18 protein-coding genes are annotated in these 25,705 nt (G+C 42.1%); 4 read left to right on the forward strand and 14 right to left on the reverse strand.

Annotated features, from left to right (window positions below):
* Positions 1 to 15 precede the first annotated feature (15 nt).
* From WC848_01490 to WC848_01505, 4 genes are all read right to left on the reverse strand, one after another.
* Complete coding sequence (locus WC848_01490) at positions 16 to 783, reverse strand: hypothetical protein (GenBank protein MFA5961335.1); 768 nt, start codon at positions 781 to 783, stop codon at positions 16 to 18.
* Between the two features lie 52 nt (positions 784 to 835).
* Positions 836 to 1,726, reverse strand: a complete 891-nt coding sequence (locus tag WC848_01495) for a M48 family metallopeptidase (protein ID MFA5961336.1) — start codon at positions 1,724 to 1,726, stop codon at positions 836 to 838.
* A gap of 122 nt (positions 1,727 to 1,848) precedes the next feature.
* Positions 1,849 to 2,928, reverse strand: coding sequence for a CapA family protein (locus WC848_01500; GenBank protein ID MFA5961337.1), 1,080 nt, complete (start codon positions 2,926 to 2,928; stop codon positions 1,849 to 1,851).
* 25 nt (positions 2,929 to 2,953) lie between these two features.
* The gene (locus WC848_01505; GenBank protein MFA5961338.1) at positions 2,954 to 3,502 is read right to left on the reverse strand and encodes a LemA family protein; all 549 of its coding nucleotides are present in this window, start codon (positions 3,500 to 3,502) and stop codon (positions 2,954 to 2,956) included.
* Positions 3,503 to 3,662: 160 nt separating this feature from the next.
* Between WC848_01505 and WC848_01510 the strand changes: the two genes are divergently transcribed.
* Positions 3,663 to 4,115 carry a divergent PAP2 family protein gene (locus tag WC848_01510; protein MFA5961339.1) on the forward strand — a complete coding sequence of 151 codons (453 nt, stop codon included), beginning with the start codon at positions 3,663 to 3,665 and terminating at the stop codon, positions 4,113 to 4,115.
* Between the two features lie 334 nt (positions 4,116 to 4,449).
* Here the strand turns inward: WC848_01510 and WC848_01515 are convergent, their stop codons facing one another.
* The 6 genes from WC848_01515 to WC848_01540 all read right to left on the reverse strand — a co-directional run bounded on the left by WC848_01515 (position 4,450) and on the right by WC848_01540 (position 18,765).
* A complete protein-coding gene (locus WC848_01515) occupies positions 4,450 to 5,730 on the reverse strand; it encodes a UDP-N-acetylmuramoyl-L-alanyl-D-glutamate--2,6-diaminopimelate ligase (GenBank protein MFA5961340.1) in 1,281 nt (426 codons plus the stop codon).
* 169 nt (positions 5,731 to 5,899) lie between these two features.
* Positions 5,900 to 7,201, reverse strand: a complete 1,302-nt coding sequence (locus tag WC848_01520; protein ID MFA5961341.1) for an FtsX-like permease family protein — start codon at positions 7,199 to 7,201, stop codon at positions 5,900 to 5,902.
* Positions 7,198 to 7,935: an ABC transporter ATP-binding protein gene (locus WC848_01525; protein ID MFA5961342.1), complete on the reverse strand. Its 738-nt coding sequence runs from the start codon at positions 7,933 to 7,935 to the stop codon at positions 7,198 to 7,200. Before WC848_01525 ends, WC848_01520 begins: the two co-directional genes overlap by 4 nt.
* Positions 7,923 to 15,884, reverse strand: a complete 7,962-nt coding sequence (locus tag WC848_01530; protein ID MFA5961343.1) for a hypothetical protein — start codon at positions 15,882 to 15,884, stop codon at positions 7,923 to 7,925. The genes WC848_01525 and WC848_01530 overlap by 13 nt, the downstream gene beginning before the upstream one ends.
* A gap of 303 nt (positions 15,885 to 16,187) precedes the next feature.
* A complete protein-coding gene (locus tag WC848_01535) occupies positions 16,188 to 16,571 on the reverse strand; it encodes a response regulator (protein ID MFA5961344.1) in 384 nt (127 codons plus the stop codon).
* 202 nt (positions 16,572 to 16,773) lie between these two features.
* The gene (locus WC848_01540) at positions 16,774 to 18,765 is read right to left on the reverse strand and encodes an ATP-binding protein (GenBank protein ID MFA5961345.1); all 1,992 of its coding nucleotides are present in this window, start codon (positions 18,763 to 18,765) and stop codon (positions 16,774 to 16,776) included.
* A gap of 138 nt (positions 18,766 to 18,903) precedes the next feature.
* Between WC848_01540 and WC848_01545 the strand changes: the two genes are divergently transcribed.
* Entirely contained in the window at positions 18,904 to 19,932 is a 1,029-nt protein-coding gene (locus WC848_01545; GenBank protein ID MFA5961346.1) for a serine hydrolase, read from the forward strand.
* Positions 19,933 to 20,022: 90 nt separating this feature from the next.
* Here the strand turns inward: WC848_01545 and WC848_01550 are convergent, their stop codons facing one another.
* The 4 genes from WC848_01550 to WC848_01565 all read right to left on the reverse strand — a co-directional run bounded on the left by WC848_01550 (position 20,023) and on the right by WC848_01565 (position 24,050).
* Positions 20,023 to 21,000: a LytR C-terminal domain-containing protein gene (locus tag WC848_01550; protein MFA5961347.1), complete on the reverse strand. Its 978-nt coding sequence runs from the start codon at positions 20,998 to 21,000 to the stop codon at positions 20,023 to 20,025.
* A 77-nt stretch (positions 21,001 to 21,077) separates the two neighbouring features.
* The gene (locus tag WC848_01555) at positions 21,078 to 22,145 is read right to left on the reverse strand and encodes a peptidoglycan bridge formation glycyltransferase FemA/FemB family protein (protein MFA5961348.1); all 1,068 of its coding nucleotides are present in this window, start codon (positions 22,143 to 22,145) and stop codon (positions 21,078 to 21,080) included.
* 299 nt (positions 22,146 to 22,444) lie between these two features.
* The gene (ruvA, locus tag WC848_01560) at positions 22,445 to 23,017 is read right to left on the reverse strand and encodes a Holliday junction branch migration protein RuvA (protein ID MFA5961349.1); all 573 of its coding nucleotides are present in this window, start codon (positions 23,015 to 23,017) and stop codon (positions 22,445 to 22,447) included.
* Between the two features lie 229 nt (positions 23,018 to 23,246).
* Positions 23,247 to 24,050 carry a methyltransferase domain-containing protein gene (locus tag WC848_01565; protein MFA5961350.1) on the reverse strand — a complete coding sequence of 268 codons (804 nt, stop codon included), beginning with the start codon at positions 24,048 to 24,050 and terminating at the stop codon, positions 23,247 to 23,249.
* A gap of 347 nt (positions 24,051 to 24,397) precedes the next feature.
* Here WC848_01565 and WC848_01570 point away from each other — a divergent pair, with 347 nt between their 5' ends.
* Together WC848_01570 and WC848_01575 are read left to right on the forward strand one after the other, a co-directional pair.
* Positions 24,398 to 25,132: a helix-turn-helix domain-containing protein gene (locus WC848_01570; protein MFA5961351.1), complete on the forward strand. Its 735-nt coding sequence runs from the start codon at positions 24,398 to 24,400 to the stop codon at positions 25,130 to 25,132.
* A 56-nt stretch (positions 25,133 to 25,188) separates the two neighbouring features.
* A complete protein-coding gene (locus WC848_01575; GenBank protein ID MFA5961352.1) occupies positions 25,189 to 25,704 on the forward strand; it encodes an ORF6N domain-containing protein in 516 nt (171 codons plus the stop codon).
* The last annotated feature ends 1 nt before the right edge of the window (position 25,705 follow it).

The following is a 25,705-nucleotide window of genomic DNA, read 5'->3' on the forward strand; positions in this document are numbered from 1 at the left end:
CTTTATCCGTAAATCCTAATCTTCCTGCTCATTAAACAGATACTTCTCCGGTTTCAGATAAAAAAACAAAGCCGTAAGATTGTGACCAAGAAATTTATTGTCTTTATAAAAAATATTATATTTAAACGCTTTTATTTTTTCCACTAATTTTTTACCATAATGAAAAGGTATTATAACATCTGCCTTACTGAGAAAAATTGAGATTTTTTTAACTTTTAGTTTATTAATATTATTTTCCGGAGCCAAGCTCTGCCAATATTCTTTTAGTTTTTTCAAAGTAATCTTCTTTCTCTTATAGACTTCCCTTATTTTTTGAGTACTAATCCCCTTCCACATTGACTCGGCCAAGCAACGCCCAGGGACGATCAGGAAAAGTTCATCAATAGTTGAATTATTATTTGCAATCATGCAAGTATTGATACAACCAATACTAACTCCGATGAGTTTTATTTTTTTAAACTTATGTTTTTTCTTAATTTTTTCTATTTCTTCAATAATAGCCTTGCGTATTCTACTAAATTCCTCCAGAGTAATTTCCCAATTCGCAGATAAAATTGCCTCAGGAAATTCATACTCAAGGAATGAATATCCTCTCTCGAGTATTTTTTTCCGGAGAAAATAATTAAGATAGAGACGTCCTCCCCACGGAGGGAGAATGACAAACAATTCTTCTGAATCCTTACTCTGCCAAAATTTCTTTTTTATCAACTTTCGAGCGGGAATTTTTTCGTCAAAAACCTGCCTACTATGTCTGATATAGAAAAATATTTTATCAAAGATCATATTGTGTATGTGTTTTGGAATTTTTCCGACATTTTTTAAGCCTTGCAAAAAATCAAATATTCATCCCTCTCAACGCCTTGATTCTTTCTTCGATGGGAGGATGGGTCATAAAAAGCGAGGAAACTTTTTTGCCTTTGAATGGGTTGGCGATAAAAAGATGAGCTGTGGCACGGTTAGCGACTTCAAGCGGTTCCGTATCTTGGGAAATTTTTTCCAGAGCACTGGCAAGCCCTTCTGGGTAGCGGGTGAGCAGTGCCCCATCGGCGTCAGCCAGGAATTCCCTTTTTCGCGAAATTGCCAGTTGCATCAAAACTCCAGCAATCGGAGCTAGGATAGAAAGGACGATCGCCAGAACAATAAAGAGTAACCGCAATTGCCCTCCTCCCTCGCTATCAGATCCTCTACGAAAAAACGCCCAGTGACGGAACCAATCGGCCAAAAGTGTCACGAAACCGACCATAACTACGACGACTGTGGAAAGCAAGATATCGCGATTACCAATATGCGAAAGCTCATGAGCAATCACCGCCTCCAGTTCTGTTTTTTCTAAGCGAGCGATAATTCCCGTTGTGAGGCAAATCACTCCATGCTCCGGATCTCGTCCAGTCGCAAAAGCGTTCATCGCCGAGTCTTGGATGACATAGATTTTAGGCACAGGAAGCCCCGCCGTAATGCAAAGATTTTCCACGAGATGATAAATCTCGCGATTGCTATCATGATCGATTTCCTTGGCGCTACTCATTGCCAAAACAATTTTATCGCTCCACCAATAGGATCCAAAACTCATCACAACAGAAAAGATGACTGCGATGTAGAGAATGTTACTATTCCCCATCGCTCCGGCAAAAACATAACCAACACCGATGACAAAGATCAAAAAGCCGGTGATGTAGACCCAGGTGAGACGCGTATTTTTATCTGCTTGATTGTATAATGTTGACATAAAATTCTGAACCACAGATTATCACATGAGCACACTGATTTCACTTGATTTTTTAATCAGTGCAATCAGGCAGATCAGTGCTAATCAGTGGTTCTGATAATTATAGCTCATTTATTTTCTATTTAAAAATGTCCATTTTTCAGACTATTTTTCAGCTCCGGAGAAACAGCACTATTTTCACTGAGCCAAAAAAGTAAATTGTCTTTCTTTTGACCTTCGGCCAGTGTCGTGCTGCCATCTTTATTCAGACTGAGCGGAGAAAGATAAAAATCTAAATTAGTACCTTTCACAGACACACCAACTGCCAAGCCCTCCATCGTTTCAGGCGAAAAATATTGATCAAATACAAAATTACCGAGAGAATAAAAGATAGCTTTGTTTTTGTAAATCTCGATCGGCTGGACAACATGCGGATGCGAACCAATGATCAGATCTGCTCCAGCATCGACAAAACTATGCGCCCAATCTTTTTGCTGAGTACTAGTAGTCCGCGCATATTCATTTCCCCAGTGGGCATAAAGTACTACGAAATCATTGGCCTTTTTGAGTGCACTTATCTCCGCCGCAACACTCTGCGCGTCTTCTCCGAAAAACTGATTAAAAGCGACAAGGGCGACCTTTTTCCCTGCAATTTCTTTTGTAAGCGGTTCGCTTTTGCCTTTAATATCGCCAAAATAGCCAACACCATTTTCTTTCAAAAAACTTTCCGTCTCCATTAGTCCCTCTTTCCCAAAATTTAAAATATGATTATTACCAAGAAAAATAGAACTAGCGTGTGTGTGTTTTAGGAAATCTTTTGTCGCATTTTGGTCAAAAGTAAAACTCATATGCCCTTTCTCACCAGGCACAGTATTTTGCGAGACAGATTTATTTTCCGTCACCGGTCCTTCTAGGTTAAAAACTATTTCATCTGGTCCCAAAAATAGCCGCGCCATTTTTTCCGTGATAAACCCAACACCTTTTTTATCCGCAACGGTTCTGATTTGACGATCAAGCATCGCGTCTCCGGCGAAAAGAAAACTAAGCGACTTTTCTTCTTTTTTATCAGCCACAGGCAAAGAAACAGCCTTTTTTGAGGCCGTTTCCATTTTTTGTTCATTAACTATTTCCGTATTTGATTTGCCTGGTTTAACAAAAGCAAAACCTATCACGACCACAATAACCAGAAAGGCTAAACTGCAAATCAGAATTTTTTGTTTCATGTTTTATGCTACATGTTGTATATAGTTAGAACTCCACTTTCACATTCTCCTTCTCCGCTCCGGCGGCTTCGAAAAATTCACGTTTGGTAAAATTCAAAGCGCTGGCCAAAATGTTGGTTGGAAAAACCTCGATTTTTGTATTGAAGTCACGCACATTGCCGTTGTAGAATCTTCGGGACGCCATAATCTTATCTTCTGTGTCAGTCAGCTCTCGTTGCAATTCCAAAAAGTTTTGGTTTGCTTTCAGTTCGGGATAATTTTCGGAAACAGCAAAAAGTGTTTTCAATGTTCCAGAAAGGGCATTTTCCGCCTCAGCCTTGTCCTGAGCATTTCCTGCTCCCATCGCTCGAGTTCTCGCTTCGGTCACTTTCTCAAAAACTTCCTTCTCGTGCGCCGCATAACCCTTCACGGTGCTTATCAAATTCGGAATCAAGTCATAGCGTCTTTTGAGTTGGACATCAATGTCACTCCATGCTTCATCTACACGATTTTTCAGGCGAATGAGACCGTTATACATACCCACTAGCCCCAGAGCCAACACTACGACGACCACGAGCACGATTATTCCCACCATATTTTTTAGCGTTAAAAATTACCCCTAGATTATAGCATTTTTGGAAAAAAATGCAAAAAAAAATAATCTATGCTAAAATTAAATTGTCAAATATGTGTGCACAAAAAAATGTCAGCCCATGGCTGATCCGCCTCGGGCGGATAATCACTAACAAAAAACTATGCCAAATATTTCCAGCTACTATGTAGTACTACTCCCTATTGCCATCGGATTCACCGTTTGGGTGATCAAGTTTCTGGTTTTTTATATCCGGCACGATTTCAATTGGAGTCACGCCGTCAAACACGGAACCACCTATGGCCATATGCCCTCCGCCCACACTGGATTTATCACCTCACTCGTCACTTCTGTCGGATATTATGAAGGGATGGATTCCGGTGCTTTTGCCGTTGCTGTCGCGCTCGCTATCATCGTCGTTGATGACGCCTTGCGCCTAAGGATCTATATGGGCGACCAAGGTCGCCGGCTTAACTTCATCATTGAACAGCTAAAGATCAGCAAAAAAGAATTCCCTCGCCTCAAAGAACGGGTCGGACACCGAAAAAGCGAAGTGATTGTCGGCGCGATTTTGGGAGTTCTCTTAACTTATCTATTGGCTACTTTCTTGAAATAGCTTTATTTAAAAATAATCACCAGTCAATGTGTCATTCCCGCGACCGCGTGCTGCCTTAGCTTTAGCGGTGGAGCAAGGCGGGAATCCAGGTTTCACTAGTTGTAAACTCTAGAAAATTAAGTTGCAAGTGTAATAAACTTTATATATCAGTCAGTCTTGAATTTTAATAATTCGCTTCTTCTCAACTTTTAGCCTGAGGTGCCTGGATTCCCGCCTTCGCGGGAATGACACGTAAAAAAAGAACCGCACGGTTCTTTTTTATATTTGAATTTAAATAAGTGTAATCAGGAAAATCAGTGCGAACCCGCCTGCTCGGCGTGGCGAAATCAGTGGTTCAGATTTTTTTCAACTCCTCCTCAATCACCCTCCGATCATTCCAAGGAATTTTTTCTTTCCCCACTTGCATTATTTCTTCTGCGCCTTTGCCGGTGACTAAAATTATATCGCCGGGCTTGGCTAATTTTAGTGCGCTGGAGATGGCCAACCTTCTGTCTAAAATTCTCCAGCAGTTCTGATTCTCTTTCAGTTTTTTATTTTTCACCACGCCAGAAAATACGGCGTCGATGATTATTTGCGGATCTTCTCCATACGGGTCTTCATTAGTCACAAAGACATAATTCGCGCAATTAGACACAATTTCTCCCATTATTGGACGCTTGCCTTTGTCACGATCTCCACAGGAACCAAACACCCAAATTAAGCTCTGCTTGGCTGTTTTTTGCTCGATAATTAGCGCGCCTAATTTTTCCAAACTGTCCGGTGTTACCGCATAGTCGATTATAATTTTTACACCGAGAGCATTTTCCACCTCATCCATCCGCCCAACGACTTTAGTAATTTTCGCCAGTGCCTTTTTTATTTTCTCCAGATCAATTTTTTGGGAAATTCCGACGCATATCGCTGCCAATGCATTTTCCACATTAAACAGTCCTGGCAGATTTATCTTAAACTTATGCCTATCAATCTCAAACTCCGAACCATCAATCCCCAGTTTTATATTTCTGGCTTGGACAGTTTTTATTTTCTTATCTTTCAGCTCCGCCGTATCATTTTTTGTCGTATAAACATAAACATTTTTCGCCCCACAGTTCAAAAATTCCTCCGGCTGTTCCATATCAAGATTCACAATCGCTGTTTTGACGCTCCTGAATAATCGCAATTTCACTCGGCGATATTCTTCCATCGTCGCGTGGTAATCCAAATGCTCGCGCGTCACATTCGTAATCACGGCGCTAGCATATTTCACCCCCCAAACCCGGCTCTGATCGAGCGAATGTGATGATGTTTCCAAAACTAAATATTCACACTTGGCTTTTACCGCTTGAGCGATAAATTTTTGTGTCTCATATGCCGAAACAGTCGTAAACTTTGTCTTATTCACCCATTCCTTTTCTCCCATCTTAAAATTAATCGTCGAAATCATGGCTACGCGCGCGCCGGATTCTTCCAGAATTTTCGCAATCATCTGACTCGTAGTTGTTTTGCCATTTGTACCAGTGATGCCGATTACTTTAATCTTGCGAGAAGGAAAGCCATAGCGAATATTCGCCAAGACTGCTTGCGAAAGATGGTAGCTATTTTTGAGGTTTTGGGGAAAAAGCGCTTTGATAGACATAAAATAATTTTTGCTCATTTGCACTTCTATCTTACCAGCCAATGAGCAATTCAAGCAAGAAAATTATTTAGAACCTGATTAATAGCACGTTACGACAGGGACTAAGTCCCCAATTGGGGACTTAGTCCCTATAGAACACTTTTTAGTTAAATTAGCATAAGTCATCATGCTATTCATAACGCAAAGCATCGAGAGCATGGGTCTTGGAAGCGCGACGTGCCGGCATGATGCCCGTGGCAAAACCAAGGAACGCCACAAAAGCGACGATGGCAATTACAAAATACATCGGGACAGAGATGAAGTTGACCACATCCTCTCCTCTTTGTTTGGCGAAATAATTAAAGATGGCATTGGCGCCTTTTGCTGCGCCATAACCCATTGAAAATCCCAAAATTCCGCCGGAAAAACTAATGATAGCCGCTTCGAAGATAAACATTTTGAACACATCGGCTCGTTTGGCGCCGAGGGCTTTCAAGATCCCCACTTCGCGGGTTCGTTGCAGAAGGGAAACGCTCAAAGTATTGAGCATGCCCATGGCGGAAATGGACATAATGATCGTGCCAAAAACCACCATCACAATCTTTATTACATTGAAAAAAGAATTGACATCTGTCACTGTATCGCTGATGCTTTCCGTGGAAAAGCCCATCTGTTCGATGCGAGACCGGATAGAATTAAGATCGGCCTGGATGTTTACTTCAACTTTTCCCGCCTGTCCACCAGTCAAGCCGAAGTCTTCCTTGAGGTGATCATACATCGTGACGGCATATAATGAGGTATTTTTATTGCTGTCATCATTGATCAATCCGGCAATCTCAATGTCTTCTTTTTCTTGTTTTTTTGCAATGTCTTTGTTGATAATATCTTCTGAAATGATTACTTCATATTGAACAGTTTTGCCAATGATATCGGCTGGATTGTCATAGCCCATCAGTTGCGCCAGCTTTGGTGTGACAAAAACTTTTTCTTCCGTATCGCTAAAATTAGTCGACCCTTCTTTGATCCGCACATTGGCCATTTCCATATACCCCCGCGTGTAGCCGTAGAGCACTGAATCGATTTTGGTGTCGTTGCTATAGAATTTCACGCCGATATTGACTGCCCTTTCTACTCGCGTTACGCCCTCGGTGGCACGAATTTTTTCCATCGTTTCGTCATTAAGCGTGATCAGATTTTCCAAGCTACCATTACTCACCTCAACCACATTAGAAGGATTATTTTTCGTGATCTCGCGAATGACCATTTCTTGAATTCCAAAACCCAAAGAGATAAGAAAAGTAATGATCCCAATGCCAATGCCCACTCCGCCGATCGTCAGAAAAGAGCGAATCTTGTTGGCTGCGATATTGCGCCAGCTGATAAGCGTGATGACGGAAAATTGCATATTCACACCAATATCCTCTCTTTCTTTTCCAAAGAGTCGATACGCTCGATCGAGCAGGCTATTTTTTATTTTTGAGATTATACTCATTTTGTCATACAGCTTTTGGCCTGTGCTTCAATTGCACAACTTTTAGCTTGTGTTTCATTGGAAATAATTTTTCCATCTTCCATGTTGATGATCCTTGTTCCGAAACAATATTGACTTGGATTGTGCGTAACCATCACAACCGTGAGACCAAATTGTTTGTTGATATCTTCAATCAGCTTCATTAATTCATCCCCCGCTTTATGATCAAGATTGCCCGTCGGTTCATCAGCAATAATCAATTGCGGATCAAGCAAGAGCGAGCGAGCCAGGGCGATACGTTGTTGTTGCCCTCCGGAAAGATCATACGGCCGGTGATTAGCCCACTTGCTCATACCCACGAGCTCAATCAGTTTGGCCGCTTTTGGGATCGATTCGTGAAAAGAAGCGCCAGCGATAACGGCAGGGATAGTGATATTTTCAATGACTGAAAGCGATTTGATCCAAAAAGCTTGCTGAGGAATGAAACCGATATTTTTATTGCGAAAATGGGCGCGCCAGTCTTTGGAATAGCTCCAAATATCTTTGCCATCAATAATAATTTTGCCTTCCGTCGGCGGTTCCAATCCATAGATCGAATGGAGCAAGGTAGACTTTCCGCAACCAGACGGACCGATGAGCAGACAAAACTCTCCCTTCATTATCTCAAAATCCAAACCAAAAAGAATGGGGATAACATTTTCACCAACCCGAAATTCCTTTTTTATATTCTCCACTCTAATTTTTACTTCGCCCATAAATTTGACATCCAACCGAAACGCGACGCAAACGTTCCCGTGATCACTTCAGTCGCGCTCGCTTTAGCTTTCTCTACTACCACGCTGGTAATTTCAGTTTTCGTTAAGTTACCCACTGCGTCATAACACTCTGCTTCATAACTATATACCTGTCCTGGTTCGGCTGGAATAGTGATGAGGTGATAGGTATTAAGACCATCACTGGAAACGGTTTGCTCTAAAGTTGAAGTGACTACTCCTTTGGCATATTTAACTTTGACATTCGTTTCCTCATCGGTTTCTATCTTGATGTATACATTGGCTTGTGAGTTATTGCCTCGTCCCAGCACCTTTCCCAGTGAGCGATTAGTGACAACTTTTGGCGGACGGGAATCAGATTTAGTGGTGATTTTTTGCTCCAGAGGCGTAATATTGATTCCATTGTCATCGGTGCCAGTGATGGACAGGGTATACTCCTTAGCGGGATCAAGCCCTTCAATTCTTGCTTCATGCTCAGTCACTTTTTCGGAAGTGAGAAATGTGTGCGGGGAGCTTTCTTCGCTACTTTTGAAATAAACCAAGGTGGTGGTGGGGACGTTTGTCAGATATCTGATAACGATTGTCGGTAAATCGACATTTTCTTCGTTCTGGACGGTTACATCACTAGCTGTTGGCTGTTTCGGAGTAACAAAGGTGTATTCATCGGAAGAAAATTCATTCAAATCAGCATCGACGCAAGAAATTTTGAGTGTGTACGTGCTATCAGCGGAAAGATTATTTATCCGTTGCACATGACTTGCTCCGCCCGACTCTTCCTTATTCGTGCCCGCTCCATAGCTAAGCGTGCAGGCGGCGCTGACATTAGTTTCCCAGGAAACGATCGCTTCATTGAGCACAATGTTAGTAATCAGCACCTCAGAAATTGTCGGCGGTGGAAGAGTGATAAAATTTAGTATATCAGACATACCGATATTACCGTCCGGATCAATATACTTCACACGATAAAAATATTTTGTTCCGGCCGAAAGGCCTGTGACATCAACCATGTGATCGGTGAGGGAGTCAACTTGTCCATTGGTCTTGCCAAAACTGGACGATGTGCCATATTCCACAAATGAACTGGCTACACGATTAGTCGCCCAAGTAAAGTTAGCCGCGAACGATTGGACAGTTACTTTTGGCACACCAACCAGAGTTGGCGCTGTAGTATAGCGACCAGTTGGAGTTAAAGAAACAATACTAGTCGGGATAGAATAATTATTAGTCTTATCTTTTGATTTGACATAATAGTAGTACAATTTACTTTCTAGGTTAGTGTCTACGAAAGCTGAACCAGTCGTCATCGCAATTTCATCACCAAAATTAATTCCGTCATCTGAGCGAAAAATAGCATAACCGGCAAAATTCCCTTCATCATAAGTTGTCGGAGCGCTCCATTTGAGCGCTATGCTATATTCCGCAGCTTCACGATCCGATGTGTCAAAAGCCTGAGCATTAAGCGGAGGACCAGGCGCAGTTGTTCTCGCGTAAAAAAACACATCTGCCGGATGCTCCCAATCCACATCGTCTGGATTAGTCTTTGATCCGCCCTCACTCATCGCTACGATATGGAAAGTATTTTTCCCAAATTGCGTAGCAAACGGTCCAGGACCAGCTGATGTAGCCGTTGTTTCTACGGTATTAAAAGGCGTAGGATCATAATTAACGGAATAAAAGTAAGTGATCTTACTAGAATCGCCCGCATAAGATTCGGGAATATGCCAAGTGAAAGTAAAATTATTGGTCACATTATCTTCATTGCTCGGGTTGACTTCAAGCCCAATCGGTTTGGATGCGGCGCCCCCGCTCCAGAAAAAATACTTAGCCCCAGAAACAGTTTCATTACCAGCGACATCTAAAACTTTTAGATAAAATTCATTTTCATTTGGCTGATAGGGCTCCACTATCTGAGAAAGTGTCCCCAATTCCGTAAGTTCATGCCAAGTATCAGGAGTTTCGTTGCCTAGTCTGTACTGAAATCGATCTATTCCCGATTGATCATCTTCCGCATCATCCAACCAAGACCAAGTGAATTTACTAGAGGAAGAATAACTGCTTGGATTGGCAGAAATGTTGGTCGGCAAGGTCGGCGCTGTTTTATCAAGCTGATAAATAAACCCTGTATAACTTTCCGATGGCAGCCCGACGTTGTCTACGGCTGCTATTTTTAAATAATATTTTTTTCCACTATCTGTTGGAAGGAGCGTCGGAGCGGAAAAGGTGTTCCCCTCTTGAAAATCACCGTTTGCAATCGCATCAGGGCACTCTTCTTCCGTACCAAAGCAAACATAATATCCGGAGATTCCCGAGCCACCCGGATTCGGATTATCGCTAGCGCCATTCGCTTCTCCCGCCACCGGCCATTCAAAATAAGGCGTATCATATCCATACCAATTTTGGCCGGTTGGATACTCCTCATCAGTAACATTTGTAATGATTACTCGAGGATCTTCCGCGGAAGTTGCTTCCTTGCTATAAGCTGTTACCGCAGAGGGACTATTTGGTTGCTCGATATCTTGATAGTAATAGATAGAAAAATCATCCACCCGAGGAGAAAAGATCTGATCGGCAGAAGCAAAGCCGATCCGAACTTGAATATATTGCCTGGGATCAGAGTTTATATTGAACACGTGACGATTGCCATAAACATGCTCATTGGATACTGGCGTCCAAGTTGACCAATCAGCTTCATCTTCCGGCAAAAGAGAACCGCTCTCGGATGTTCTGGTTTCAAAAGTTAAAAAGTTATTAACTTCATCAGGCAACGTATAATCGATAGAGATATTTCCCCATCTGTACACTGAATTATGCGTGTCAATAACACCGGAAACATAATTACCAGTCTTCGAAAAACCGACCTGATTGGCGCTTGAACTAACAACGTAGTTAAAAAGTCCGTCTTGAAAAGAACTGTAAGTATAGGTAGCATTTCCGGAAGTAATCCAGTTTCGATTGGAAACGTTTGTTCCCGATCCTCCGGTAGTGACCACTGCCGGAACCTTACTGGTAGTGTTATTTAAATTTTCCCAAGTATAAACCGGGCCGGTTTGTGAGGCATTGAAACGGTAATATTCATTACCCGTAGCTACATTTCCCCCTCCGCGTGTCACATAAATATAGCCATCTCCACCATCCATCATAGCTGACCCAGCTCCAGCCGCCCCAGGAAGCGGACCAATATTGGTCCAGCCCGTCCCAAACTTATAACGATAGACACTTGTACTACTACCACCTTGTGTCTTATATATATATTCATTATCACTTGCGTCTTTGTAGTATAAAATTTTTGATCCATCGTTGGAATTACAACTGCCCGTGCCAGTCATAGCCAACCAGACCGGAGTATCTGTTTCCTTTGTGTCATATTTCCACCAAACAGTATTGGCGCCTCCTTGAGTCAGATAAATATATCTTGAACCGTCATAAGTCATCGATGAACCGGTGGCTATTTGAAGACTAGGTAGATTACTCAAAACATTCGACCAGGAATTTTTGTTTACATCATAACGGAAAAAATATGGACTCTTGGTATCTGTCCGACGCGTTCTCAGACCGCCGGGAACATAATAAATAGAGCCACCCTCCAAACTTCCATCTACATAGGCGGCGCTGGCTCCATTAAACGCTCCCACCGGTAGCCGAGCTAATTCATTCGAAGCTCCTGTGGAAACGTCATATTTTTCAAAAGTATTATCATAGCCACCACGAAACATATAGAGATTCCTACTGTCGTCATCAACCGTAAAAGCGCCGTTAGTGAAGGGAAAGAAAGAATCAACATTATTATTGTTCCCTTTCGGAATTTCTGGACCAAATAGGCCCCTTTGCGGTGTCTCCCAACTGTTCTCGGCAACATTAAACCGGTAAAAAAGATTGGTATTGCCACCACGCATAAAATAAATATACCCATCATATGCAACTAGCGATGCTCCGGGATATGCCACCAGACTCGGAGCGTCGGGAAGATTAGACCAATCATCGGTTTTAATATCGTACTTCAAAAAAGACTGATGGAAATTATTATACGCAGCGTTATTTCCTGTAATGGCATAAATTGAATCAGTTTCACTATCATAGGTCAGACTTCCACCGTTATAAAATCCTTCCGGCGCCGGAGTAAGTGGCGTCCAAGTATTTTTTACCTCTCCATAATCTGCGTCATTACCAAAAGAATACTTGGCAAAATAGGAATACTGATTTCCCTGAATCACATACATATTGTTACGTTCGTCATAAACAGAATCCCCACCTTCTCCGGTAAACTGTCCGCTGGCCGCATCATAAGGATTGCCAAAATCGGCATTTTCAATGGACGCCGGGCTGTAGGGGTTTTTCCACCCTCCGGTGCATCCGCTCACTCCATTACAGGTATCATAAATCAAAAGGACATCATCTGTTCCTGGCATAGCATAAATATAACGCGAACCATCATAAGTCAGATTACTTCCCGCCGCAAAAGATTTGGGAGCGTTCCCCAATTCCACCCAGGAATTATTAAGAATATTATAAGTCCAAAAAGCCGCCGCGTTAACGACAACCTCATTGCCCGCTCCTCGAGTCGCATAAAGATACCCTTCGGGACCCTCCACGAGCGAACCACCCGTATTGGAGTTGTAGGGAGTCGTGGCTCTGGTTGTCCAAGTGTCCGTTTCAATTTCGTAGCGGTAAAAAATTTTTAAATTATTCCCTGCCATTGTATAGAGGCAATGATTGTCATTGAACTGATATGGCGGCTCGACGTCAGTGTCATCTTTGCACCTGCCCAGCGCCAATTCTCCTCCACCATAAACATTACCCAAGAGAGTGCTTAAACGATTTTGATTCCAAAAACCAGAGACAGGACTTAATTTCAATGATGCCGCGTCCCCCGTACCAAAAACAGCTACGTCAGAAGAAGACCCTCCGCTAGTGAAATCATTCGTGCTCGTTACTACGCTATGCAAAGGATCCACGCCTGTAGCAGTGGAAACACCGGCATAATTATACACAAAAGCATCCCAAATTTCATTCGCCATCTTGCCTTCATTATCTTTTGTTTTTATTTTCAAATGATAATCTCCCGTTGAAAGTGGCGTATTGGCCAAATAAGTCGCACCGGATTGGAATGACCAATTACTGCCTGTCACCGGTTCGGAACAATTACTATCACTGTCAAAACAAACATAATATCCATTAATGCCAGATCCATTATCAGTCATTCCTAACCAAGAAAAATAAGGATGTTCATAGGGATAACCCTCGCTATATTCTGATTCTATGGCAAATCCTCCTACTTGCTGGGAATATCCCTGAAGACTTGATGGGTTAGTCGGCACTTGGCTGTTGTGATTATAGGAAAACGTGTAGTCATAAACAGTAGGCGTGTTCTGTCCGTCTGTCGAAACAAAATTTATCTTAATTTTGATATATCTTCGGGTTCCCTCCGATGAAGAGATGTCTGCCGTCAAAAGGCCATCCTCCTCTTGTGCGTTATCCACTTCGTGCCAGTTACTACTATTGGTTTCGTCCGGCCAGTTGGCATTATCCGCATCAGTCATGGTCGAGAAAGTTATTCCGGTATTAAGTGGGATATCCACATTAGCGCTGATACCCTCCCAACTGGAAACCGTCGAGAGATCCATCGCCTGGCTGATGTACGTACCCGCTGATACTGATGAATTAACAAAATTGTGAGCACCTATTTGAAAATGTCGCATGGAAGTCTGATCCTGAGCAGTTCCATAATTTCCTATTAGGGCATACAAAGAGCTTCCTCCTGAATATTCTATGTTGGCTCCTTGCCACACCCCTCGACCAAAAGTATATTTTTCGGTCGCCGGCAGTTTTCGCCAGGAATTATTGGAAATATCATATTCCCAAATTTCATCTTTGTAATATCCCGCTAGCGCGTAAATCTTACCGGCAAAGTAAGTCATAGTTGTTCCGTAATATTGAGCAAACGGAGTTGAGGCCAGCTTACTCCATACCCAAGAACCGGTAGAATTGGAATACTTCAAGAAAGTCGTTTCCCCGTCTCCCAAAGTCAGATAGATATCGGTGCTGTTGACTTCTTCGCTAAAATATGTTCCTGGTGAAACCATCCGAGCGCCAACATTAGCAAAATACGCGACGCCTCCAACAACAATATCATTAGTCGCGCCACTAATACGAGCACAAGCAGAAAAACTAGTACCACAATCATAGAAGTAACTTGAAATCGGGCTAGCTCCTCCGCCCGGCATTACATAATAATGACTGCCATTATAAATTATTCCTCCGCCATTCCCAACTGTCGGCATTCCAGTGGGAACAGAAGAACCCCAACTCCCCGGAGCAGCTTGAGTAGTATCAAAAGTATAAACGGATGTTCCGCGCGGATAATATATAACTCCGGAAACCTCGTTAATTGTTCCGGTTGCATCAGCTGTTACGCTCGCTATTGATCCTCGCGTAATCCAGTCATTTTGCGAAACATCGTATTCATTGAAATAAACCGAATTGCCAGAAACGGCGAAAACAGAGCTATCCTCCGCAACTGTCTTGCCATTCCAAATCAGATCGCCACCTGTTCCCACAGCCCTTAAGGTACCGGCTCCGTCCTGGACTTGCTCCGGACCGACCCATTGATGACCAATTGCTCCGCTTGGGTCATATTTCCAAAGATCAGTCGTTGCCGCACTTCCATTGCTGGCTCTTATGACATAAATATTTTTATCCGTTTCATTGTAAGTCAAAGAAGAATAATTATTGTTTCCGGGAGCATTATCCACTGTAAACCAAGTATTTTTTTGTCCCGGACAAGTGCCGTCTGACCCATCATCACAAGTAATCTGATAGCGATAGAAGGTGGCCGTGTTAGTGGAACGCAAAAAGAAGAGACTTTTGGCGTGGCCCGCTCCTCCGCCATCCCAATAGACTCCCTTTTGCTCCCCATTAAAGTTAGCTAGAGTATTTGCCATTAGCTCCCAACTGCCCATATCATCATCCGTCGCGGGAATTAAAAAACGATAAAAACTTGCAGTATTGCTTCCCCGAATTGCATAAAGATATCCATCATGACCATAGACAAGATCCCCTCCGGTATTAACGGTGGCTGGTGAAGTTATGCCGGATAAGTTTTGCCAATAAGGATCATCGGCATTTACATGATATTTATAAAAGTCACCGCTGGCATTTCCCCGTAAAAAATAAACGTCCGCACCGTCAGTTTCGATAGATGATCCATAGTAAGTAGAATCCCGCAAATCCGGAAGCTGTTTCCAACTTTGAGTCGCAATATTGAATTCATAAAATTTTTGTAAATATCCCCCAAAAATAGCATATATTTTCCCCGTTCCTTCGGTTGCGCCGGGAATAAAAGTCATATCAGCACCATAATTGGCGGGAAAAGGAAGATCCGGCAATGTTTCCCAGCGATCATTTACTGTGTCATAACGCCAAAATTCTTTATCCGCATATCCTCGCATAACATATAAATAGTTCCAGGCCATCTTGGAAGCACTGCCAAAATATATTGTGTCCGGCGGAGCCGCCCACAGCCTAGCATCCCAGCTCCCCTGTGGCGCTAGCTGAATAGCATCTTGGCTAGTATTAGTGGTTACGCCGGTCAATGACCCTAACTCCCAATCAAACGCAGAAGTCACTGTTTTGAATTGGGGTGAGGCGAGAATCGTTGGGATAATTCCGCCCAAAAAGACAAAAATTACAAAAGTAACAGTTAGGCGCAAAGTGGTTTTTGAAGCAAAAAGGATAATTTTAGTAAAGATCTTCTTTATATAACCAAAGATCGCTACCCATTTGCGCCGACGAAGATAGCTTTTCCCCAGGCTATGCTTGGAAGCCAAGTCATAATCTTGCAAAAATCCGCCCAGGCTTTCTTGGGTGATGAGAATTTTTTTCTTCCGTCTGCGCCTGCTTTCCAGATGAAAAAAGGTGAAAAATTTTCCCCACAAAAACGCCGTCTTTTTTTGAGAATATCTGGAAAGTCTATTTTTTTTATGTTTGGTCAGGTTGATCAACTTTTTTTATTTTTACATTTTTTAACACACCGCGATGACTTGCATTTTTGCAAGTTTGCCAAAAATTCTATATAAATAAATACAAAAAAACATTTGGTTTTTTCGCCATTTATCACTCTAATTATTATACCATAAAATTTATTAAAAAAAAGCAGCCCGTCAAATATAAACCAAGCCCCGGAAATATTTCCGGGGCTTGTGAAAAAAAGTTGGAATGTTTCAGAAAAACAAGAAACGTTAATCACTGACAATTTCCTTCACCCGCTCAATAATTTGCGCCATTTTCCACTCTGCTTTGAGCATATATTCTTGGATACCCAATTTTTTCGCCTCTTCAATTTTATGCATATCGCTGATATTGGTCAGTAAAATCACAGGAACATTATTCCCCCACGCATCATGCCTTAATTTTTCCAGCATCTCAAGGCCGTCCATGTTAGGCATGGCGATATCCAGAAGAATCACCAATGGGTGAATTTCTAATGCCTTCTCTAATCCTTCTGCGCCATCTTTGGCGAGTGCGACGGAAAACCCGGAAGTGCCGAACTTATCGCTCAAAATTTCTCGCATATCCTCTTCGTCATCAACGATGAGAATTTTTCTTTCTTTGTCGTTTGCCATTTTATTCACGACTTACGCATTTACCCGAGTCAACTGTATTTTCTAAAAAAACGTGTCTGAGAATGCCTTTTTTCTTCAAAATTTTCCACTGGTTGCCTTTGATAGAGGGAAAATTTTGAAAAGAAAAAAGAGCGTTCGAGTTATTTTTTTAGAAAATACGGTTGCGAGGTAAGACGCGTAAATCCTATTATTAATAAAAAATTTAAATTAATTTTCTCGTTCCTTCTTTTTTGGGCATACCAGATTCTGGCAAAATAACCGTGAAAGTCGTGCCTTTGTTTTCAATCGAATCAAATTTGATCGTTCCGCCGGAATGTTCAATGATTGCTTTTATGATATAGAGCCCCAGACCAGTCCCCTCGGCGTCTTTTTCTTTGGCATTATCCGCTCGGAAAAAACGAGTAAAAATATCGGATTTCTGATTGTCCGTGATGCCAATCCCCTGATCAACCACTCGAATCACAATGTTAGGTGATTTTTGAGAGATTTCCAAGACTACCTTACCATCTCGCTTGGAATATTTGATCGCATTGGTCAAGAGATTCTGAAAGATCATCGTTATCAATTGCTGATCTCCTTTGAGCATTATCTTCTTTCCGGAAAACTTTTTCTCAATAGAAATATTTTGGATCGAACTGAATGAGCTGAGATCTTTAACAAGATTTTCTGCCAATCGCACCAGATCAATCTCTTTTGTTTCAATTGAAAAAGTGCCCATTTCCAGCCGAGAAGTATTAAGGAGCGCCCGCACCAACTCAACCATCCGGTTGGTAGCATGGCTGATTTTTTCCAAATATGTTTTTTGTTTTTCCGAAAAACCCCGCTGATCTTCCAGCAGCGCTTCACTATGCCAACTGATGATGGAGAGCGGGGTGCGCAACTGATGGGAAGCCAAAGAGACAAACTCGGTCTTGGCTTTGTCAATTTCATTTTCCTTGGTGATATCACGAAAAACCAAAATGGCACCGATTAATTTGTTCTCGGAAATGACCGGCGAAGCCGTAATGAAAACGGGAATTTTTCTGCCAGAATGGACACAAAAATATTTTCCTGAAATTTTTTCCCCGCTAGTGATCGTTTTTTGCAAAGGCTTTTCTTTGTTTGAAAGTTTTTTTTCAAATTCATCTTCAACTTCATACAGCTCCGCTGTGGTTTTCCCCAAAAGCTCTTTACTCGGCCTGCCCAAGATGACCTCGGTCTGCCTGTTGACTAAAATCACTTTGCCCTTTTTGTCGATCGCGATGATGCCCTCTCCGACACTATCCAAAAAAGCCTCCTCCTTTGCTTTGTCCTCAGTAATATTCCTCGCACAAGCCACTATCTCATTCGTCTTCGCTTTAACTTTTTTTTCCATCTGCGTATGAAGAATTTCCAATTCAAGCGCCATCTGATTGAATGTTTTGGCGATCATCCCAAATTCATTGTCTCCGACAATATCTATCCTAGTTTTGAAATCACTGCTAAATTTAGCGATAGATTTGGTAATTTTATCGATCGGACGCAAGGCATATTGCAGATAGAAAAACAGGAAGAGTGGGAAAAAAATAGAAATTACTCCCAAGACTTCCCAAAGCACCATCCGCATGTCTCGTTCATAGGCCAGTATCGTTTCCGCGGGAATATCCACGCCAACAATGGCGATCGCCTCACCCTTCTCATTGAAAATTGGAGCATAGCCGGACAACCAACAGCCCCATTTGTCGCAACTGATTTGTTTGTCAGTTGTCTTGGCCTCAAAAGCCTTCGCCATTTCCGGAAAAGCCGAGATTTCATATTCTTCTTCAAAATCAACACCCACTTCATTTTCCTCAATCGCCCCGTTGCCATTCCGATCCTGGGTGTCATTTGCGCTAACGATGAACTTTAAGATATTGCGATAAGCGGATTTTTTCATGAGATAGATGTCATCAACTTCCGGATTGTTCATTTTGATTTTTTGAAGCATCCCTTTCAGCTCCAGATAGTTATCACTGGCTGTGTCCGCTTCCGTCTGGATCGCCGCCACTTTTTCCGGATCAATAACCGCCGCCGAAGAAGAAGCGATAGCAAGCAATTTTTCCTGAGAAACTTCCCGGATCAGCGCTTGGCGAGTTTGATAGGTGATAACACCAACTACTATGAGGATTGTGACGACGACGACTTCTAAAACTAAGATGACTCTTGTTCTAAAACTGATATCTCTTATTTTTTTCATTTATTTTTTATTAATTGACTCTTTGTTTTTTATCATAACACGGATATGGAAAATTCAAAAAAATATTTTTTTACAGTATTCATTTTTATGCTATAATTTAGTCATCAAGAAGTCAGTTTGTGAGAATTATCACCAATTATGCCCAATATCAACAAATTTTTTCAACGCTTATCTTCGAAAAACAAATACTTGCCTGCCGGATTAGCTACGCTCATTTTGGCTGTTCTTTTTTTGTCCGGTTTTTTTCTCGGCAGAAAGATGCAAACCGGAGACAATGGGCAAAGCAAGGAGATCCGCCAATCATCCGGATATGCTTTTATTAACCCGCTTTTGGAATGCGAAGTTGGGAATGAATCACCAATCTTGAAATCAGCCGAGTTGAAAGTAAAAAAAGCGATCCAGGAGCAGATAATTGACAAAAACCCCTCCGCCAGCATTGCTTTTTATTATCGGGATCTGAATAATGGTCCGACATTTGGAATCAATGAACAGTCCAGCTATTCCCCAGCCAGTCTTTTGAAAGTTCCAATCATGTTGGCCTACTATAAATATTCCGAGCACGATCCGACTATTTTTGGGAAATCACTCACCGCGGGAAAACCAGCCACTGAGTTTTCCCAGCAGATCCAGCCGGAAAAACGGATTTCGGAAGGCAAGAGCTACACCGTTTCGCAATTGATTGAAGCGATGATCAAATACTCTGACAACGATGCAACCAATCTTTTGTTTCAAAATGTCAACCAAAAAGATTTCGGCGCGGTCTTTTCCGATCTGGGAATCAATATGCCGGAAATCTACAATGCGAACAACTCGATGACCGTCAAAGATTATGCCTCTTTTTTCCGCATCCTCTATAACGCATCCTACCTAAACCGAGGACTTTCCGAGCAAGCATTAGCACTACTCGGAACGGTTGATTATAAGGGCGGACTCTTAGCTGGAACTCCGAAGGGAATTACAGTTGCCCATAAATTCGGAGAGCGAGAATCATTAGGTGATGATAAACAAGTCGTGAGGCAACTGCATGATTGCGGGATCGTGTACCATCCGCAAAGACCCTATCTGCTCTGCGTGATGACCAAAGGGCAGGATTTCACCAAGCTTTCCCATATAATCGCCGGAATTTCTAAAATCATCTACGACCAAGTCGATTCCGGAGCACGTTGAAAATAAGGTTACCAAAAAAGAGACGGATTTTTCAATCCGTCTTTTTTTAACTTGAGTTTTTTTGATTTAGAACTTACGCAAGTCCCGCAATTATTTCCCACCTACAATCACCAGCACATCTGCTTTCGGCACCGCTTCTCCCGCAGGAACCGCAGTTAAAACTTCCCCGTCGATTGCACTGGCCAAATCGGTCGCAAATTGGCCGTTATTACCGGAAAGATCGATGACGGTTGTTTTCAGATAATCTCCAGCTGCACTGGTCTTTTTCACCACATCAATATTAGTATTGACCGAAATGATCGTCTGCGCCATCTTCTCCGCCACACCTTTCACGCTAGTCCCGTTATAGACCGCCACACGAAAACGTTTGTCTATCGGCGTTATTGCTTGATCAATTATCTGAGTTGCCGCCTTGCCTACTTCGTTCTGATTTACAATTTGCGCAACCATTCCTATTTGGTCTGCATTTTGCGTATCAGCTCCGGCTACTTGCGCCTCTGTCGCCACCAGCGCCGTCTGGTTTTCCGCGTGCGCCACTATCTTATCTTCTTCTGAAGAAAACGGTGTTGTTTCGACAATCTTTCCACTCGAAGTTCGATAGATAATCGCTTTTTTCGCCCCGACATAAATCACCGCTTTGTCATCGGCGGACACATCGGAAGAAAAAGCTTGTCCGGTCAATTTTTCCACATCCCCCGCTGTCGCAATAATGGGATCTTCCCCACTGGGAAGTTCCGCCAAATTGCTGACATTGCCCAAGACCAACTCGCGGTCATTTTTTTCCAAAATAGTCGGCGTCTTCACTAATTGTACATATTTATTGCGGTAGTAATAGGTAAAAAATCCTAAAACAAAACAAGAAACAACCAGAAGCGGAACAACAAACAAGACAACCCTGTTCCTCTTTTTTTCTTTCCCGGTTGCTTTGGAAGCAATTTTTATTTTTTCTTCTATGGCTGTTTTGTTTTTTTTCTCGATTTTTTTCGGCGCCTTTTTTTTCGCGGAAAAAAGTTTCGCGATCTTTTTTTCTTTGACGGATGCGCCGTCTGTCTCCACTTCGATTTCCATAATTTCAAAAATTAATATTTTTATTTCTTCTTACAATTTTATTATACAATATTTTTTAGCTTATTGCTATATAACGCTTAGCAAAAACTTTTCACTTTTTGAATAAATCGATAAAGCCAATACTTTACCGGATTTATGATAATATCATAACTCCCAGGGAAAACCGTCGGCAAAGTTTTCGGCGCAAAGCCAAGTTTGAATTTCGTAATTCCACTCCAAGTATTTTTACCGTTCACTGTTTCCTGCTCGCCTGCCGAAGCCTTGGCGTAGGCAGGTTCGCTGTTAACTGTTTTTATCCCCCCGAAATCATACCTCATGCATCCCGCCTTTTTCGCGTCGCAAATTTGTCGCCACTGCAAAAGATAGGGCGCCATCACGTTGCGAAAATTATCATCCGATGCGCCGTGGAGATAGATACAAGTCTCGCCATAAAAAACAACTAGATTAGCCGCAATAATTTTTCCTTCATATTGGGCAACATACAATTTCAAGTTGTCCCCCGGAATAATTTCCAGCATCTGACGATAATAATTTTCCGGATGCGCCACAATCCCCTGCCGCCTTGCCATCACCCCAGTCAACCTTAAAAACTCCTCGATGTATTTTTTTTCTTTAATTTGATCATTGGGATTTGAAAATTTATTGGAAATTGGAAATTGGAAATTGGAAATTACTTTCACTAAAACATTATGTTTTTGTGAAAGTTTGATATTATACCGAGTTTTCGCCTTCATCTCCGCCAAAAGCTCTTCTTCGCTTTTCGCAATATCAATGACATATAGCTCTTTGGGCTGCATATCGTGTGGCGCCTTCGCTATTTTATAATTTATATTTTTTCTAATCGCTTCCAGCAATTCTTCCGTCTCCGGATCAATCCGGATCCAACCCGCATTGTTTTCTTTTGCTAATTTTATCAGTTCTCCAAAATCGGAGCCAGGCTCCGGAGCTCCGGAGCCTGGCTCCGATTTTACCTCTGGTCCTCTCGGAACATAAAAATATTTCCCCACCACCGGAAGTTTATGAAAAATTATATTCGCCCAAAAATTTTCAGAAGAAAGATGAAAAGTTTTCCGCCCCACACTCTCTTGAAATTGACGCCACACCTCCGACTGCAAAAATTCTCCAAAAGGAGAATCGTTTTGCATAAAATTATTTTTAGCCAATGTTTCCATTTTCAGAAATACTAAATTTATATCCCCTTCTCCCTCCGGGAGAAGGTGGCCGAAGGCCGGATGAGGGAAAGGGCTATATATTAAGAAAAGACTAGCTTTGTTTAGAATTATTCTTAACCTATTGCCCTTGCCCTCACCTGTCACGAGTACGTGACATCCTCTCCCGGAGGGAGAAGAGGAATTGAAAAAACTATTCCATAGCCTCACTGTCCTACGGACATCCCTGCCTACCGGCAGGCAGGCTCTCCCGAAGGGAGAGGAGGGTATTGCAATTATTTTCTCCCGATATTCTTCAGCGCCATCCCCACTCTCTTCCCAATATCTTTCACATCCCCCGACACACTCTTCAGCGCTTCCCGCGCTTCATAAGCGCTATAGCCCATCGCCATCAGCGCCTCAATCGATTGCGAATCGCCAGTCGTTTCGTCTTGATCACCCTGCGAAATTGTTCCCACTTTATTTTTCAACTCCAAAATCACCCGGCCGGCGGTTTTTTTGCCCACGCCGGAAACTTTCGTGAGAATGGAAGTGTCTTCATTCACAATCGCCGCCTTGATCGTTTTCGGGCTGGCAATCGCCAGGATGCTCGAAGCGGCTTTAGGTCCGATACCGGAAATAGAAATCAAAAGCTCAAACATCTCCTGCTCTTCTTCAGTCAAAAATCCAAACAGCGCCAGCACATCTTCACGCACATGAGTATAAATAAACAGCTCGACACTCTCCGTCCCGGCAATTTTCGCCAAAGAATAACTATTCATCTGGACCTTATACCCAATATCATGCACATCTAAAATGACATAGTTTTCCCTGATAGTATCAATTTTTCCCTTAATTTTTCCAATCATAATTATTCCGTGTCATCCTCGCCCCCGTTTTCACGAGGATAAACTCCGGCGGGGATCCAGTCTCACAGCCCTTGATTTATACACAAAACTATCACACTTACAGAGATAGTGAAGAAAGTTTTATACTCTACATTATATACGACCCAGCCAAAAATTGCACGCCCAAAAGAAAAAGGGAAGCACAGTTATATGCACTTCCCTTTTCAAGTATCTATTATTTAAGTATCTATTATTTTTTGTGAGCTACAAAAATGATCTGCTCACTATTTTCATCGTATGGACTACCCCACCAATTGCCATAAGCCTCACAAGACACAAACCCGGCGTCAAGACACCAATCGACAAACTCATCTTTTTCAAAAACTCTGACCGAATAATCCTTTCTCACTAGTGTTCCGTCGGGCCTGATAATAATCCAGGCTCCGTCCATTCTTTTGGTTATGGCACTATACCGATCAATGATTTGTAGTTGATTTCCCGATATAAGTTTCCTAATCTCGTTTTCCTTGTACTTCCCTGCCCGCACTCGCGACAGATTGACGTCGGTTTCCATTAAAAATTTTCCACCGGGCTTCAGTGCCCTAAAAAAATTTCGTAAAACTTCCCGATTGTCACTGTCAGTCTCGAAGAAACCAAAGGAGTAACACATATTGATTATGTGATCAAACTGGTTGAAATAAGCGATATCTAGCATACTTTCTTTCCTGAAATCAACTGCAATTCCCAGCTCCCTTAAACGATCAATCGCATTTTTAAGATGCGTCGCATTAATATCAATACCGACAATAGCATAGCCCCTCTTTGCCAATTCAATGCTGTGCCTGCCATAGCCACAAGGAATATCCAAGATTCTTTCGCCACCGGTCATGCCCAACAATCTGACAACACCATCAACATCTTCCTCTGTTCGTTCTACAATCGTTCTATTTTTATCTTCCAAATATCCTTCCTTGGAATTATCCCCCTCCATGTAAAATTCACCAAAAAAATCATACTTTTCATCCCACCAATCAGAATCGATTTCATTTTTCATAATACCCTCCTCCTTGATTTAATTGATAAATAACTCTGTTAAATATTCAACTAGCCTATCTAATTTTCAATTTAACTGCTTATTGTATCCCAAAAACCCAAATCTGTCACTACTTAGGTCAAGAGATATGTGAATATTGACAATATATGGCTTATTTGATATACTAATACTAACGACCCTTTCTTCGTCACGCCATAGTCACAAGTACTCTTGGGACGAAGGCGGACTGAGTCACGCCATAGCTTAAGTAAAGGCGGACTGCGCCACGCCGTAGCCCAAGCGAAGGCGGACTGCGCCACGCCGTAGCCCAAGCGAAGACGGGTATAGTCCAATAAACCACCAAATTCATGCTCCAAGACAACCTCCAAAAAATCGGCCTAGACAAGAAAGAAAGCCAAGTCTATCTGGCGCTTTTGGAGTTGGGTAGCGCCAATATCGGGCAGATTGCCAAAAAATCCGCCGTTAAACGGACAACGGTCTATGATATTTTAGATTCCTTGAAAGAAAAAGGCCTATTAGGTCAGACTAAAAGCAAGAATCACACGCTCTTTTTCGCCGAAAACCCAGAAAAATTGGAACGACAGATCGAAGAAAAGAAAAAAATTATCCTAAAAGTGATGCCAGAACTTCTTTCCATCGCCAACCGATTGGAGAAAAAGCCTAAAATCAAGTTTTTTGAAGGAAAAGCTGGCATCAAAGAAGTTTATGAGGACACTCTGAAATATCCCGACCAAGAAATTTTAGCTTGGGCAACGGACGACGCGTTGAAATATTTCGACGCGCAGTATCTGTGGCATGAATATGTCCCCGCTCGGATAAAAAATCGCATTTGGGAGCGCACAATTGCGCCAAACAATGAACAAATGCGCCACGTCAAATCCTATGACCAAAAACACCTGCGCCAGATCCGCTTCGCGCCGGAAAACGAAACGCTCTTTGAAGTAGAAATTAATCTCTACGGCAAAAAACTGATCGGCATCATGGCCTTCGAAGAACAGATCGGCCTCATCATTGAAAGCGAAAAAATCTTCAACACTTTGAAAAGTATTTTTGAAATCAATTGGAAGGCGTTGGAGAAATAACCCAAAACGTGCATTTTTTGTTATGCTTGGTATAATAAAACGTAATAAAAAAATTTATGATAAAAAATGAAAAGCAACCTGCTATACCCAATGAAAGGATAATGAGCCAGATCTATTTCATCCGCGGGGAAAAAGTGATGTTTGACCGCGATTTAGCCGAGCTTTATGGCGTGGAAACTAGATTGCTTAAACAGGCAGTAAAAAGAAACTTGGATCGATTTCCCGCAGACTTCATGTTTCAACTAAATAAAAAAGAACTTGAAATTTGGAGATCACAAATTGTGATGTCCAAAAGTGATAAGCAAGGATTAAGATGGCTGCCAATTGTTTTCACCGAACAAGGCGTAGCGATGCTTTCGGCAGTTTTGAAAAGTAAGCGCGCCGTAGCAGTTAGCATCCAAATAGTACGGACATTCGTGAAGTTGCGAGAAATTCTTTCTACCCACAAGCAACTACGCGAAAAAGTTGAGCTGATGGAGGATAAGTATGACAAAAGTTTTAAGGTAGTTTTTCAAATGATTGCACAACTGATGAAGGAAGACGCGGAGCCGAAGAAACGTATTGGATTTTAAC

It is taken from the genome of Parcubacteria group bacterium, from assembly GCA_041659505.1.
Taxonomy (GTDB): Bacteria; Patescibacteriota; Minisyncoccia; order Moranbacterales; family UBA2206; genus UBA9630.